Genomic DNA, 13,726 nt, shown 5'->3' with positions numbered 1-13,726 from the left:
AGGAGGACTCTACTCGCCTGGTCGGGTGCCGGCGCGCGCCGCGGTGATCACCACGGCGGTGTAGCGCACGGTGAAGGCACCGCCCGCCGCGTCGACGGCGGCGCCGAGGCCCGCCAGCAGCCGCGCGAGGGTGGCCGGCGGGAACCGGCTGTGGCCGCCGAAGGTGGGCACCTGGTCCAGCCACTCGTCCCGGGTGTAGGACTGCTGCCGATGGAACCGCCACCGCTGCGGGTCGCCGAACGCGCCCGTCTGACGGATGCCGTCGGCGGCCCTGGCGAGCACCGTCGAGTGCCCGTCCGGGCCGGTCATCGTCCGGTGGAAGAGCGGCGCGTCGGGCAGCACCCGGCGGTAGACCGCGGAGAAGGCCGCCGCCAGGCCGGGTGGCGGCTGGCCCGCGTTCCAGAACACGGCCAGCCGGCCGCCGGGCCGCAGCACCTGCGCCGCCTTGCTTGCGCCCGCGACCGGATCCACCCAGTGCCAGGTCTGCCCGGCGATCACCGCGTCGAAGGTGCGCCCGGCGGGATCCCAGGTCTCGAACGCCGCCACCTCGGCCTCGATCCCACTGCGCCGCGCCCACCCGGCCATCCGCGCGTCCACGTCGACCCCGAGCACCCGACAGCCGGCCGCGTGGAACTGCCGGGCGGCGATACCGGTCCCGCAGCCGACGTCGAGCAGGTCGGGCCCGGGACTGGCCGCCGCGATCCGGCCCACCATGGCCTCGGGGTAGCGGGGACGGGTCCGGTCGTAGCGATCGGGGTCGGCGCCGAACGACTCCGCCAGCTGCCGGTGGCGGTGCGGCTCCTGGTCGCAGGGAGACGCCGAGCCCGAAGATGGAGTGGGCATGCGCCCACCCTAGTGGGCACTTGCCCACTAGGCAATCGCGCCAGGCCTCGCCACGAGCGACCCGCCACCCCCGGCAGGCCGCACCAGCAGCCCTCGACGTGCGGCCGGCCGCAAGCAGGAGGATGGAACGATGCCGACCGGGGTGGCCCTGCGCGACGTACGTGAGCAGCTCTTCGCCGCAGCCGAACGCGTCCTGCTGCGCGACGGACCGAGCGCGCTGACGAGCCGGGCGGTCACCACCGAGGCGGGCTGCGCCAAGGGCGTCCTGCATCGGCACTTCGCCGACTTCGACGAGTTCCTCGCCGAACTCGTGCGCGACCGCACCGCCCGGATCACCGGCCAGGGCGCCGGCCTGCGCGCACGGGCCGGGACCGGCACCGTCGCCGACAACCTCACGGCCGCGCTGTCGGACCTGTTCGGCTCGGTGGCGCTGGCCGTCGTCAGCCTCGTCACCGCCCGCGACGAGCTGCGCGCCGCCCTGCGCCGGACCGGAACGGTCGGCGTCCCCGTCCTGACGGAGGCCACCGCGACGGTCGCCGCCTACCTCGCCGCCGAGCGCGACCTCGGCCGCCTCGCCGCGGATGCCGACACCGACACGCTTGCGCTCATGCTGATCGGCGGCGGGCACCTGCTCTTCGCCGGCCGGGACGGCACCGCCCCGGATGCCGACGCCGTCCGCTCGGTCGTGAGCACGGCCATCGCCGGCGCCATCCGGTTCAGCTCTCCGGCTGGGGAGACAGACGCCGGAGGATGAACGCGGCGCGGGACTCGGGGTCGGTCCTGGGCAGGTTGATCAGCTGGTACCCGTGGCGGGTATAGGCCTCGGCCATCGCATCGTGGGTGCGGACGGCCTCGTCGAGGTCCTGGGTGCGTTCGCGGTCGTGGGTGTAGATCTCGGGCCAGGGCGGCGCGAGAAAGACCCGCTGGTGGTAGCGAAACGTCCGCGCGGCGGCGGTGACGTGCGCCGGAATCGGCCGGCCGAGCAGCAGCAAGTAGCCGACGACGTCGGGTATGCCCCGGTCGAAGAAGACCGTCCCCGCCCGTCGGGTGGCGTCGTGGTGAGAGCGCATGTCCCAGGACAGCATGATCTCGGCGAAGAGCAGGGAATCCCTTTCGTGGCGGGCCCTGCCGCCGATGACGATCTGATCCTGAAGAATGCACCTGCCGGCTTCCGGGATGCAGGGAAATCCCTGCCGGTGAAGCTCCTCGACAAGCGTGGACTTACCGGCCCCGGGGCCGCCGGTGATGGCGACAAAATCGTCGGATGTGCTCACGGTGCCAGACCCTCCTTCGGCGGCTGCCCACGAAGGCGGCGAGTCCCCCGCCGTGATACGAAGGGACGCGCCGCATCAGGAAATGGACGTGGCCGGTTCGGCACGTCGACGCCGTTACCACGCGGAGCATCGGCCCGGCGATGAGAATGGTGATGGTGGACGTGGCCCACGGCGCCGCGCCGCCTGCGGGCGGTATCGGTCAGCCGGCGGAGCGCCTCGCCGACCTCGTGCCCGGTGGGCGGCGTCCCGACGTCATCGGCGACGACCAGGCTCCCGGGAGCATATCCGGCAGGCGGGGACGCGCGACCCGGTTCCGCGGAACCCCATGGTCGGTGAAGGCGACACCGGTGGTCGGCAGCCGGTCCGGGCACTCGTCCCGGGTGTCGGCCTGATCACGCCGGCGTCCCGTCCGATTCGATCGATGACGAAACCCGATCAGTGCGATCGCGGATAGGCGTTGGACAGCCCAACAAGTTCCCATCATCCTGACAAACATGTCTGGGATTCTGGGTGGGAACGCGGGCGGGCTGGTTCCCGCGCGTGTCCGCCGCCCGGCGCGTGTGACCGCCCCGAGGCGGGTGCTCACCCGCCGGCGGTTCGTCGACTACGGGATCCTCGCCTCCGCCTGCTGTCGTCCCTGCTGATCGGGTCCTCTTCCGCTCCTGCCCGTCCGGCCGTCCCGGCCCGCCTGCCGGACCCGGTGTCCCCCGCCCGGTCCTGGCCCGCACGTCAGCCACGCCACCGACCTCAGCCGCTCCCACACCTGGGCGATGTCCGACCGTGCGCTCGGCGCGGGGGCGAGGGCCCGGGCCGGCCGCTCCCCCGCAGCACCGCCGCCCTGACCGGGAAAGGACCGGGCCACGGCGCCCCGGCCGCCTGGTCGGACCTGTTCCCGCGCTCCCTGCGGCGCGAGCGCGCCCCGATCCGCACACGACGGCCTTCCGCGTGCCCGGAAGCGATGCAGACGGACGACCACGACGGCAACCGCCGAGGGACGGCCGCGCCCCTGGCACCGGCCCGACCTCCATGCGCCGGCCCGACCCCCGAACGCCGGCTCGACTCCCGAACGCCGGCTCGACTCCCGAACGCCCGCTCGACTCCCGTACGCCGGCTCGACTCCTACGACAGCTTCGAAAGGACTCCGGCATGACCAATCCCACCGCGATCCCCGAGACCGCGTCCCCGCAGGTCGAGTTCATCAGCCTGTCGCACCTCAACCCGTCGACCGAACTCAACCCGGTACCCAGCCGCGGCATCGACCTGCCGTACTTCAAGAAGTACGTGCGCGCCCTGGAGGAGTCCGGCTACGACTACACCCTGCTGCCCTACGGCTCGAACAGCGCCGACTCCTTCGTTCTCGCCTCGGCCGTCGGCCAGCTCACCGAGCGCCTGCGCCCCATCGTCGCGCTGCGGCCGAACACGACGTTCCCGCTGGTGGCGGCGCAGAAGCTCGCCACCCTCGACCAGCTGACCGAGGGCCGCGCCGTCGTCCACCTCATCTCCGGGGGCAACGACGCCGAGCAGGCCCGTCAGGGCGACTACCTGCCCAAGGACCGCCGCTACGCGCGCACGTCGGAGTTCATCGACCTGCTGCGCCGCGCCTGGACGGAGACCAGCCCGTTCAGCCACGAGGGCGAGTTCTACAAGTTCGACGAGTTCGGCCCCGGCTTCGCGCCGTACGGCAGCACCATCCCGATCTCGATCGGCGGGCAGTCCGACGCCGCGTTCGGCGTCGGCGGCGCCAAGGCGGACATCTTCAGCTTCTGGGGCGAGCCGCTGGCCGACCTGCGCAAGGAGATCGACCGGGTCAACGGCATCGCCGCCGCGGCCGGCCGTACCGACCGCCCGCGCATCTGGGTGACCTTCCGTCCGATCATCGCCAGGACCGACGAGCTGGCCTGGCGCAAGGCGTTCGACTACGCCGCTCGTATCGAGCAGACCTTCAACGCCGGCCCGGCCCGCGCCTTCCTCAAGGGTGCCCCGCAGAACGTCGGCTCGCAGCGCGCCCTCGCGTTCGCCGCGAAGTCCGAGGTCTACGACCGCGCGCTGTGGACCCGCACGGCGGCCGCGACCGGCGGGCTGGGTGCGTCGACCGCGCTGGTGGGCAGCCCGGAGACCGTCGCCGCCGCGATCCTCGACTACGTCGACCAGGGCGCGAGCCTGGTGTCGATCCGCGGCTACGACACCCTCGCGGACGCCGTCGACTACGGCCGACACGTCCTGCCGCTGGTCCGCCAGGAGATCGCGCACCGGGCGGCCACCGGGCAGCGCGGCGCCCTTCAGGACGCCCACCCCGGCGCCCTCGCCCCGGGCTTCGACCCCGCCACGCTCGCCGGCGCCCGCTGAGGACGACCAGCACGACCGCAGACCGCACGACAGCAGACCGCACGACGGCGGACGGCACTGCAGCGGCCCGGCACGACGACGGCCGGCACGACGAGCGGCGACGAGCGGCGACGACGATGACGATGACGATGACGGGAGTGGACGAAGCATGACGGCGGCGGTGGCGGTCATCCCGTGGCGGGTCGACCGCCACCACGCGCCGAGACCACGGTGACGCGGGGACACGACGGGCGGGAGCGGGTTCGCGGCGGGGCCGGGACGTTCTGGGTGGGGCTGCGCACGATGCTGGACGGCTCCCTCGCCCATCCGAAGGCGGCCGTGGTCGGCGCCGTCACCGGTGTCGTCAACGGGGTCACCATGATCTTCTCCGCGGCGGCGATCGGCTGGGCGACGGACCATCTGATCGTCCCCGCCCTCGCCGGCGGCCACGTCGCCCGCGCCACCTGGTGGCTGGCCGCGGGCGCGATCCTCGGCGTGTCCACCGTGCGTTGGACGACGATCCTCGTGCGGGGCATCGCCACCGGCCACGTCCAGTACGGCTCGCAGGCCCGCATCCGCCGCGCCGTCGTCCGCCGCTACCTCGAGCTGGACCTGTCGTGGCACCGTCGGCACGCGCCCGGCCGCCTGCTGTCGACCGCCGTCTCCGACGTGGACGCCCTGTGGTCACCGATGGTCGTCTGGTACTTCGCCCTCGGCATGGTCGTCATGCTGGTCGTCGCGATCGGCCAGATGTTCCGTCACGACCTGGCACTCGGGCTCGTCGGCGTCGCCCTCGTCGGGTCCGTCCTCGGCCTGAATCTGCTCTACCAGCGCCTGCTCGCCGCCCGCGCCCGGGCCGTGCAGGACAGCCGCGGCGAGTTCGCCACCCTCGCCCTGGAAAGCATCGAGGGCGCCCAGGTCGTGCGGACGCTGGGCCTCGCCGACCGCGAACGCGCCCGCGTCGGCGCCGCCGCGGATCGGCTGCGCCGCGCCACCACCTCGATGGGCGCCGTCAGCTCGCTGTTCGACCCGATCCTGGAGCTGCTGCCGACCGGCGCGATCCTCGCCGTCCTCGTCGTCGGATCCCGGCGGGTCGAAAGCGGCGACCTCAGCGTCGGCGTGCTCGTCGAGATCGTCTACCTGCTGCTCACCATCTCCATCCCGCTCGCCGTCATCAGCCGTTTCCTGGGCATGCTGCCCCTGTCGGCGGCCGGACGGTCCCGGATCGCCGCCGTCCTCGGGTCCACCGAGACCACCGACTACGGCACCCGTGCCCTGGCCGGCGCGGGCCCGCTGAGCCTGGCCGCGCGGGGCGTCGGGCACGTCCAGGGCGGGCGGCACCTGCTCGCCGACATCGATCTGGAGATCACCCCCGGCGAGATCGTCGCGCTGGTGGGGGCGACCGGCGCCGGTAAGTCGACCCTGCTGGACCTGCTCGGTCGGCTCGTCGACCCGGCCGAGGGGGTCGTCGAGATCGGCGGGATCCGCGCTCCCGAGCTCGCCCGCGGGCAGATCCGCGCGCACCTCGCCGTGGTGTCGCAGACCCCGTGGATGGCCGGCGGCAGCATCCGCGCGAACCTGCACCTCGACGGCCACCCCCGCGAGCGTCGCCCCTACTCCGACGCCGAGCTCTGGCGGGCACTCGCCGCCGCCGGTGCCGACACGCTGGTGCGCGACCTGCCCGACGGGCTGGACACCCGGGTCGGCGAGCGCGGCACCCGGCTGTCCGGCGGGCAGCGCCAGCGCCTGTGCCTGGCCCGCGCCCTGCTGCGCGCGCCGCGCGCCATCCTGCTCGACGACGCCACCTCCGCCCTCGACCCGGCCGTGGAACGCGAGGTGCTCGCCGCGGTGGCGGCCCTGCGCGGGCACACCACCGTGCTCATCGTCGGCGGACGCCCCAGCTCGGTGCTGGTCGCCGACCGGGTCGCCTTCCTGCGCGCGGGCCGGCTCGTCGCCGTGGGTACCCACGCCGAGCTGCTCGACACCGAGCCCGACTACCGGCGAATCCTGCAGGCCTACGGAACGGCGGAGGCGATCCATGACTGACCGCGGCCGCGACGGCCGGCAGCCCGCCGAGCCCGGGCTCGCCGAACCTGGGCTCGCCGAACCTGGGCTTGCCGAACCTGGGCTTGCCGACCTGGGCTCGGTCGGGGCGCGCGAACTCGCCCGCCTGGTCCGGTCGACCACCCCCGTGGTGACGGCCGGCCTGCCGCTGACCCTGCTGTTGGCGGTCGTCGCCGGCGCCGGGCGCATCGTGACGGCGTTGACCGTCCAGTACGCCCTCGACCACGGACTGCTCAGCCCGGACCGCGGCGCGAGCGACGTCGTCGCCCACGCCGTGCTCGTCGGCGCGGCGGCCACCGTCGCGGCGATCCTCGCCTCCTGGTGGCTCAACCAGCGGCTCTACCGGCGCGCGGAGGCCGCCCTCGCCGAGCTGCGCACGGACGGCATCGCCCGCATCCACGAGATCGCCCCGGAGACGTTCGCGGGACTCTCCGGTGCCGATCTCGTCACCCGCCTGACCAGCGACCCCGAGGCGGTCACGACCTTCGTGCAGAACGGCGGCGTCCTGCTGCTCGTCAACGTCACCCAAATGATCATTGCTGGCGCCCTCGTGACGCTCTACTCCTGGCAGCTGGCGCTGCCCGTGCTGGGCCTGGCCGCCCTGCTGTTCGTCGGCATGCGTCGCCTGCAGATGCTCGTCGCCCGTCGCTACGCCGCCGTGCGCACGAGCGTCTCGGCCCTGCAGTCCACCGTCGGCGAGGCCGTCACCGGCATCGGGATCGTTCGCTCGACCGGCACCGAGCAGCGGACCCGGCTCGGCCTCGACCGGGCCGTCGAGAACACCGCGGCGGCCCAGCGCCGCACCCTCGTGCCGCTGCACACCAACACCGCCCTCGGCGAAGTCGCCATCTCGGTCATGACCGTGTTCGTCGTCGTCGCCGGGACCCGCTGGTCGACCGCGCACACCCGGTGGGAACCGGCGCTGCACCTGTCCGCGGGCGAGCTGGTCGCCATGCTCCTGCTCGTCACCTTCTTCGTCCGCCCTCTGCAGGCCCTCGTACAGAACCTGGGAGAGATCCAGAACGCAGTCGTGGGCTGGCGCCGCGCGCTGGAGATCCTCGCGACGCCGTCGGGCGTGGTCGACGGCGCCGACGCCCGCGAGCTGCCACCGGGGCCGATCGCGGTCGAGCTGGCCGACGTCGCGGCCGCGTACGGGGCGGGCCCGCTGGTCGTGGAGCATCTGACCGTCGCCGTCTCCCCCGGCGAGCACGTCGCCGTGGTCGGCGAGACCGGCTCCGGCAAGAGCACGTTCGCCAAGCTGCTGACCCGCCAGATCCCGGCGAGCCGCGGCCGCGTCCTGCTCGGCGGCGTCCCGGTCGGCCGGGTGTCGGAGGCGTCGTTCCAGCGTCGCGTCGCCATCGTCCCGCAGGACCCGTTCCTGTTCGACGCCACGATCGCCGAGAACATCGGCGTCGGGCTGCGCGGCAGCCCCGACCTGCTCGACGACTCCGACGTGCGCGACGACTCCGACGTGCTCGACGAGATCGTCTCCTCGCTCGGCCTGCGCCCCTGGCTCGACACGCTGCCGGACGGGCTCGACACCCGCGTCGGGGTGCGGGGGGAACGCCTGTCGGCCGGCGAGCGCCAGCTCGTCGCCCTCGCCCGCACCGCGCTGGTCGACCCCGACCTGCTCGTGCTCGACGAGGCGACCAGCGGCGTCGACCCCGCCACCGACGTCCGGATCCAGCGTGCGCTCGGCGCGCTCACGGTCGGGCGCACCACCGTCTCGATCGCCCACCGCATGGTGACGGCCGAACACGCCGACCGCGTCCTCGTCCTCGACCACGGACGCCTGGTCCAGAGCGGACGCCACGCCGACCTCGTCGCCGTCCCCGGCCGCTACGCCGAGCTGCACGCCGCCTGGGTCGAGCACACCGCCGCCGGCGCCGAACCCCACGAGACCGTCCACCGGCAGAAGGAGCACACCCCATGACAGCCCCCGCGACCGTCACCGCCGCCGTCGCCCCGGCGCACCGCGCGAGCCCGGCGGAGCCACCTGCGCCGCGCCGGCTCCGGCTCGGCTTCAACGCGCGGATCGCCTTCCCGACCGGGCAGGCCGGTGCCGCGCTGCGCGACGGCATCGAGCTGTTCCGCGTCGCCGAGCAGCTCGGCTACGACGCCGGATGGGTCTACCAGCGGCACTTCGACAACTACCTCGCCGCTCCGATGGTGTTCCACGCCGCCGTCGCGCAGCACACCGAGCGCATCGGGCTCGGCACGGCCATCATCGGCGTCCGCTACGAGGACCCGGTGCTGCTGGCCGAGGCCGCCGGCACGGCCGACCTGCTCAGCGGCGGGCGGTTGCAGCTCGGCCTCGGCACCGGCCAGGGCGGCTTCGACGCCGTCTTCGGCCAGGCGCCGAACGACGGGCGCGCGCAGTCCCAGGACCGGCTCGCGGCGTTCCTGCGCGCCGTGCGCGGCGAACGGGTCGGCGAGATCACCGACCCCGAGGGGCTGCTGCCCGTCGGCACCGAGCTGTTCGTCCGCCCGACGAGCCCGACGCTGCCCGAGCGGATCTGGTACGGCGGCGGCTCGGTCGCCTCCGCCGAACGAGTCGGGCGGCAGGGGCTGCGGCTGCTGCTGAGCACCATCCTCAGCGGGCAGATCGACGACTACGGCGCGGAGCTCGCCCGGGCCATCGAGGCCTACCGCGGCGCTCATCCCGGGACGTCGCCGTCGCGGGTCGCCGTCGCTCGCTCCGTGCTGCCCGCCACCACCCCCGAGCTCGCCCGCGTCTACGCGGCCTACGACGCCGAGCGGCGCACCCAGGGGCCCGCCGCCTCCCGGCCGGCCGGGGCGCTGGCGCCCGTCGCGGCCCCCACCGCCCGGTTCACGATGAGCCCCGTGCACCACGGGGACCCCGCCGCCGTCGTCGACGAGCTGCTCGCGGATCCCAGCGTCCCGCTCGCCGACGAGCTCATCGCGTTCCTGCCGCCCGCGTTCGGACTGCGGGAGAACCTGCGGCTGCTCGAGGACCTCGCCGAGACCGTCGCCCCTCACCTCGGCTGGACCCCGGCAACCTCCGCTCCATGACCGGCTCGGACCGTGAACGGCTGCGGGCCACCTTCACCGAGGACGCCGAGCTCTACGACCGGGCGCGGCCGGGATATCCACCCGAGATGTTCGACGATCTCGCCGGGATGGTCGGGCTCGGGCCGGGATGCCGGGTGCTGGAGATCGGCTGCGGGACCGGGAAGGCCACGGTGCCGATCGCGCGGCGCGGAGCTTGGATCGTGGCGGTCGAGCTGGGTCCGGAGATGGCCGCCGTGGCCCGCCGCCATCTCGCCGGTCACGAGGACGTGCATGTTCTCGAGGCCGTGTTCGAGGACTGGCCGCTGCCGCCGGAGCCGTTCGACGTGGTGCTCGCCGCGACCGCGTTCCACTGGATCGACCCGGCCGTGCGGGTCGAGAAGGCCGCGGCGGCGCTGCGTCCCGGCGGCGCCCTGGCCACCGTCGCGACCCACCATGTCGCCGGTGGCACCGAACGGTTCTTCGCCGAGGTGCAGAACTGCTACGAGCACTTCGATCCGAAGACCCCGCCGAATCTCCGGCTGCAGGCCGCCCACGACATCGCCGAGGACGACGAGGAGATCGCCCGATCCGGCCGTTTCGACAAGGCAGTCTTCCTGCGTTACGAATGGGAGCTGCCCTACACGAGCGCGGAGTATCTCGACGTCCTGCGCACCTATTCCGGGCACCGCGCGTTGGAGCCCGCCGCCCGACGCGGCCTGCTCCGCTGCATCGAGAGCCTGATCGACCACGACTACGGCGGTGCCATCACCAAGCGCTACCTCACCGAGCTGCGCGTGGCGCGCCGCAGAAGTGAGGCGAGCGGCGGCCGACCGGGCGCGGGGCGGCCGCACGGTGGAGGGTGACCGGCCGCTCAGCCGAGGACGACGACGCGCCGCGGGTGCAGCACGGCGGTGGTCCGCTCGGAGTCCAGGGCGCTGAACCGGGCGAAGTCGACGTTGTACCGGTCGGTGATGCGGTGCAGGACGGTCTTGTCCGGGTCGGGTACAAGCTCGACGTCGGCGCGGATCTCCAGGGTGCGTCCCGGGTTGGCGGGGTCGACCAGGAACAGGGTGGCCACCGGATTCCGGCGAAGGTTCACCAGCTTCCGCCGCGTACTGATCATCGATACCTTGACCGTCGGTCCGTCGGGCAGGTACCAGACCGCGGTCGCCTGCGGCCGACCGTCGGCGCCGATCGTGACGAACACGGCGGTCAGCGCGGAGTCGAGCAGGTCGCGGTGGGAGGCCGGGAACTCGGCCGTCTCGGGTGTGCTCACCCCTGTATACCTACTCGCTCGGCCCGCCACGCGTGACGACCGGGGTCTGGCATCACTGGCGGGCACGCGCCGACCGGGACGCCGACCCGGGCCTCCGACGCCCTGGTGACCGGTGCTCTCGCGGTCGGATTCCCACGACAGGATCGCGTCGCCCGACAGGAAGTCGCCGGGCAGGGTGCCACCGAAAGCGAGTGTGATCCGAGGAAAGTCAATCGGGTACCGGTCGGCCGGCGGCAACCATGGTGAACTGTCACGACTGTCGGTGGCCCCGCTCGAATCCGGTCGGCCCGGTCCGTGACGCCACGGAAATACTTGATTTGCCAGGCGTCTGCGGTCCCACTAAGCTGGCATCAAAGCCCGAATAGTGGGCGTCCGGACACGGAATGAGGCAACCTGGATGGCGCGCGAGGTCATTTCGCTCATAAATGTGTGGTGCGACAATGTCGGTCGCCACGCCAAGGACAGGGTCGCCGCGACGCATACGGCGGCGCTGGCATACGACGGAAGACTGGTCAAGCTGGATCTGTGCGATGAATGCCGGGACGAGGTGGCGTCCGTGCTCGGCGAGTACGCGGAATACGGTGAGACGGTGGACGTCGCCCGCAACGCCAGGATCGATACGGCGTGGACGGCGGTCGAGCAGAACGACGCGATCACGACGCCCGAGGTCCGCAGCGAGGCGAGCCGCCCGGCGCCCGCCCGGGCCAAGGTCCGTCGCCCCCACCAGAGCACCTCCGTCAGCGAGGTCCGCGCGTGGCTGCGGGACCACGCCGACGAGCACGGACTGACCGTGCCGGAGCGGGGGCCGCGGCTGTCCAGCGAACTCAAGGCCGCCTACGACCGGGGCCACGGCTGGGACCAGGCCGACGGCGTCTGGCGCCCGGTACCGGCCGCCTCCGACCCACAGCCCCCGGCCGAGACGGACACCACGGCCGGCGCCTGAGCCGCGCCCGGCGGGGGCTCCGCGGGCGCGGGTACTCCGGCCGGCGCTGACCGGCGGTGGTGCGGGCCGGACGGTGGGCGCGCCGCCCCTGCCCGCGGCACCCCCTGTTCCGCCCAGGACCGGCCGCTACGGGGCGGTCACGATCTCGCCACGCAGCGGGCCGAGCACCGCGGCGATCTGGCCGGCGGCCTCGGCCGGGACGCCGGCGCTGGCGAAGGCCGCGAGCAGGTGGCCCACCACCCCGTCGAACTGCGCGTTGCCGACCCCGAGGGAGGCGTGGACCTGGGACATCGCGTCGCCCTGGTAGATCTCGGGACCGCCGAGCGCCGCGCCGATGAACTCCCGCTGGCTCGCCTTGAGGCTGGCCAGGTCCCGGCCCTCGAAGAACCGGACGAGGTCCGGGTCGGCCAGCACCCGGACGTAGAACTCGTCGACCGCGGCCTTCACGGCCTTCGCGCCACCAATATCCTGGTAGATACTCATCAGAGATCTCCCTTTCGCAAGAGTGGCCCGATGCGAGATCGGTGACCACCATTTTCCGCATGGCTGCGCCGCTTACGATCCGATGGGTTCACTGAACCCCAGGAGAATCGTTCGGCCCCAGGGCCGGATGGTCACGCGGCGAAGAAGGACGGCAGGCCGGGACAGGCCGCCTGGCTCCTTCCACGGGTGCGTCAGGAGAAGCCTCGCCTGCTGGCCGGTGGCGGCGGCCGGCGATCGAAGCTCAGTCCAGGACGGGGGCGACCGTGAGTCGCCGAGTGGTTGCCCACTGTCGACCCCAGTCGTACATCGCCTGGAGTACGGGCGTGAGGGACCGGCCCTCCGCGGTGAGGCGGTACTCCACGTGCGGAGGCGTGGAGCTCACCAGGGTGCGGTCGACGATCCTGATGCTTTCCAGTTCCCGTAGCCGCTGCGTCAGCATCTTCTCGGTGATGCCGGGCACCAGCCGACGGATCTGCGCGAAGCGGAGATGATCGTTTTCCTTGAGATGAGCCAGGATCACCGGCACCCACTTGGCGCCGACGACCTCCATGGTCACCTCCACCGGGCAGTGATAGATGCGTTCCGCCATCGGATCCCCTCTCGCGGCACCGGACGGCACCGGACGGTGCCGTCGGTACGCACCAAATAGTGCGTACCAACGATACGGCAAGTTCCTGGTAGCGTTGCCCTGGGAGGTCCGAGAAATGATCCTTGAGTACATCCGCTACAGGATTCCAGAATCCCAGGAGGGCGAGTTCCGAGCAGCCTACGAGCGGGCGGCGGACTCGTTGCGGGAGTCGCCGAACTGCCTCGATTTCGAGCTCTCCCGCGGCGTTGAAAGTACCGATCAGTACACCCTGAGGATACGCTGGGATTCCCTCGAGGGACACCTGGAAGGATTCCGGAAGGGCGAACTGTTCCAGGCGTTCTTCGCCCAGGTCGGACCCTACGTCGACGCTGTCGAGGAGATGCGTCACTACCAGCCGACCGCCGTCGTCGGTGTCGGCGCCGGAACGGCACGGCCACCCAGTCTCTACGACTGGGCCGGCGGTGAGGAGGCCTTCGAGCGGCTTTTCACCCGGTTCTACGAGACGGTGCCCGACGACGAACTGCTCGCGCCGCTCTTCGCCGGCATGAATCCGGCCCACGCACATCACGTCGCCATGTGGCTGGGTGAGGTCTTCGGCGGCCCGGCCGTCTACACCGAGCTCCGTGGGGGCTACGAGAACATGCTCGCCCACCACCTCGGCAAGGCCATCACCGAACAGCAGCGCCGGCGCTGGGTCAGCCTCCTGGTCGATGCCGCCGACGAGGTCGGGCTGCCCGGCGATCCGGAGTTCCGGGCGGCGTTCATGAGCTACGTCGAGTGGGGAACCCGCATCGCCGTCGAGAACTCGAGACCCGACGCCACTCCGATGCCGCACGCCCCGGTGCCCCGATGGGGATGGGGCGTCGCACCGCCCTGGCGACCCTGACCACGGCGAAGAACCCGGTCACGGCAGGGGA

At 72.7% G+C, this 13,726-nt stretch carries 15 protein-coding genes; 10 read left to right on the top strand and 5 right to left on the bottom strand.

All coding sequences use genetic code 11. The annotated features are described in order from the left end of the window. Positions 1-9: 9 nt before the first annotated feature. Positions 10-843, bottom strand: a complete 834-nt coding sequence (locus tag FRAAL_RS10865; RefSeq protein WP_011603644.1) for a class I SAM-dependent methyltransferase — start codon at positions 841-843, stop codon at positions 10-12. Between the two features lie 130 nt (positions 844-973). Here FRAAL_RS10865 and FRAAL_RS10860 point away from each other — a divergent pair, with 130 nt between their 5' ends. Beyond that, positions 974-1,597, top strand: coding sequence for a TetR/AcrR family transcriptional regulator (locus FRAAL_RS10860; RefSeq protein ID WP_011603643.1), 624 nt, complete (start codon positions 974-976; stop codon positions 1,595-1,597). Here the strand turns inward: FRAAL_RS10860 and FRAAL_RS10855 are convergent. Next, positions 1,560-2,117 (bottom strand): AAA family ATPase, encoded by a 558-nt coding sequence (locus FRAAL_RS10855; protein WP_011603642.1) that lies wholly within the window; start codon positions 2,115-2,117, stop codon positions 1,560-1,562. The two genes, FRAAL_RS10860 and FRAAL_RS10855, sit on opposite strands and share 38 nt — an antisense overlap. 152 nt (positions 2,118-2,269) lie before the next feature. Between FRAAL_RS10855 and FRAAL_RS10850 the strand changes: the two genes are divergently transcribed. The 7 genes from FRAAL_RS10850 (at position 2,270) to FRAAL_RS10825 (ending at position 10,381) form a co-directional block, all read left to right on the top strand. Continuing rightward, positions 2,270-2,509 (top strand): hypothetical protein, encoded by a 240-nt coding sequence (locus FRAAL_RS10850; RefSeq protein WP_157892041.1) that lies wholly within the window; start codon positions 2,270-2,272, stop codon positions 2,507-2,509. 102 nt (positions 2,510-2,611) lie between these two features. Next, a complete protein-coding gene (locus FRAAL_RS33515) occupies positions 2,612-2,761 on the top strand; it encodes a hypothetical protein (RefSeq protein ID WP_162137465.1) in 150 nt (49 codons plus the stop codon). Between the two features lie 502 nt (positions 2,762-3,263). Further along, the gene (locus tag FRAAL_RS10845) at positions 3,264-4,463 is read left to right on the top strand and encodes an LLM class flavin-dependent oxidoreductase (protein ID WP_011603639.1); all 1,200 of its coding nucleotides are present in this window, start codon (positions 3,264-3,266) and stop codon (positions 4,461-4,463) included. Positions 4,464-4,745: 282 nt separating this feature from the next. Beyond that, the gene (locus FRAAL_RS10840) at positions 4,746-6,488 is read left to right on the top strand and encodes an ABC transporter ATP-binding protein (protein WP_173402743.1); all 1,743 of its coding nucleotides are present in this window, start codon (positions 4,746-4,748) and stop codon (positions 6,486-6,488) included. Then, complete coding sequence (locus FRAAL_RS10835) at positions 6,481-8,439, top strand: ABC transporter ATP-binding protein (protein ID WP_011603637.1); 1,959 nt, start codon at positions 6,481-6,483, stop codon at positions 8,437-8,439. The genes FRAAL_RS10840 and FRAAL_RS10835 overlap by 8 nt, the downstream gene beginning before the upstream one ends. Next, entirely contained in the window at positions 8,436-9,539 is a 1,104-nt protein-coding gene (locus FRAAL_RS10830) for an LLM class flavin-dependent oxidoreductase (RefSeq protein ID WP_011603636.1), read from the top strand. The genes FRAAL_RS10835 and FRAAL_RS10830 overlap by 4 nt, the downstream gene beginning before the upstream one ends. Further along, entirely contained in the window at positions 9,536-10,381 is an 846-nt protein-coding gene (locus FRAAL_RS10825; protein ID WP_011603635.1) for a class I SAM-dependent methyltransferase, read from the top strand. The genes FRAAL_RS10830 and FRAAL_RS10825 overlap by 4 nt, the downstream gene beginning before the upstream one ends. Before the next feature lie 8 nt (positions 10,382-10,389). Here FRAAL_RS10825 and FRAAL_RS10820 read toward each other — a convergent pair whose 3' ends face one another. Beyond that, positions 10,390-10,794 carry a PPOX class F420-dependent oxidoreductase gene (locus FRAAL_RS10820; RefSeq protein WP_041939138.1) on the bottom strand — a complete coding sequence of 135 codons (405 nt, stop codon included), beginning with the start codon at positions 10,792-10,794 and terminating at the stop codon, positions 10,390-10,392. Positions 10,795-11,191: 397 nt separating this feature from the next. On the opposite strand from FRAAL_RS10820, the gene FRAAL_RS10815 reads away from it, so the two are divergent. Beyond that, positions 11,192-11,737, top strand: a complete 546-nt coding sequence (locus FRAAL_RS10815) for an Lsr2 family protein (RefSeq protein WP_041939137.1) — start codon at positions 11,192-11,194, stop codon at positions 11,735-11,737. Positions 11,738-11,863: 126 nt separating this feature from the next. Here the strand turns inward: FRAAL_RS10815 and FRAAL_RS10810 are convergent, their stop codons facing one another. Next, entirely contained in the window at positions 11,864-12,220 is a 357-nt protein-coding gene (locus FRAAL_RS10810) for a group I truncated hemoglobin (protein ID WP_011603632.1), read from the bottom strand. A 241-nt stretch (positions 12,221-12,461) separates the two neighbouring features. Next, on the bottom strand, positions 12,462-12,809 hold the full coding sequence (locus tag FRAAL_RS10805) for a winged helix-turn-helix transcriptional regulator (protein WP_041939136.1): 348 nt from the start codon (positions 12,807-12,809) through the stop codon (positions 12,462-12,464). Positions 12,810-12,924: 115 nt separating this feature from the next. Here FRAAL_RS10805 and FRAAL_RS10800 point away from each other — a divergent pair, with 115 nt between their 5' ends. Next, positions 12,925-13,695 (top strand): group II truncated hemoglobin, encoded by a 771-nt coding sequence (locus FRAAL_RS10800; protein WP_011603630.1) that lies wholly within the window; start codon positions 12,925-12,927, stop codon positions 13,693-13,695. The last annotated feature ends 31 nt before the right edge of the window (positions 13,696-13,726 follow it).

The organism is Frankia alni ACN14a (assembly GCF_000058485.1).
In the GTDB taxonomy this organism is placed as follows: domain Bacteria; phylum Actinomycetota; class Actinomycetes; order Frankiales; family Frankiaceae; genus Frankia; species Frankia alni.
Note: the sequence above shows the minus strand (reverse complement) of the source record. Positions and strands in the feature narration are given on the sequence as shown.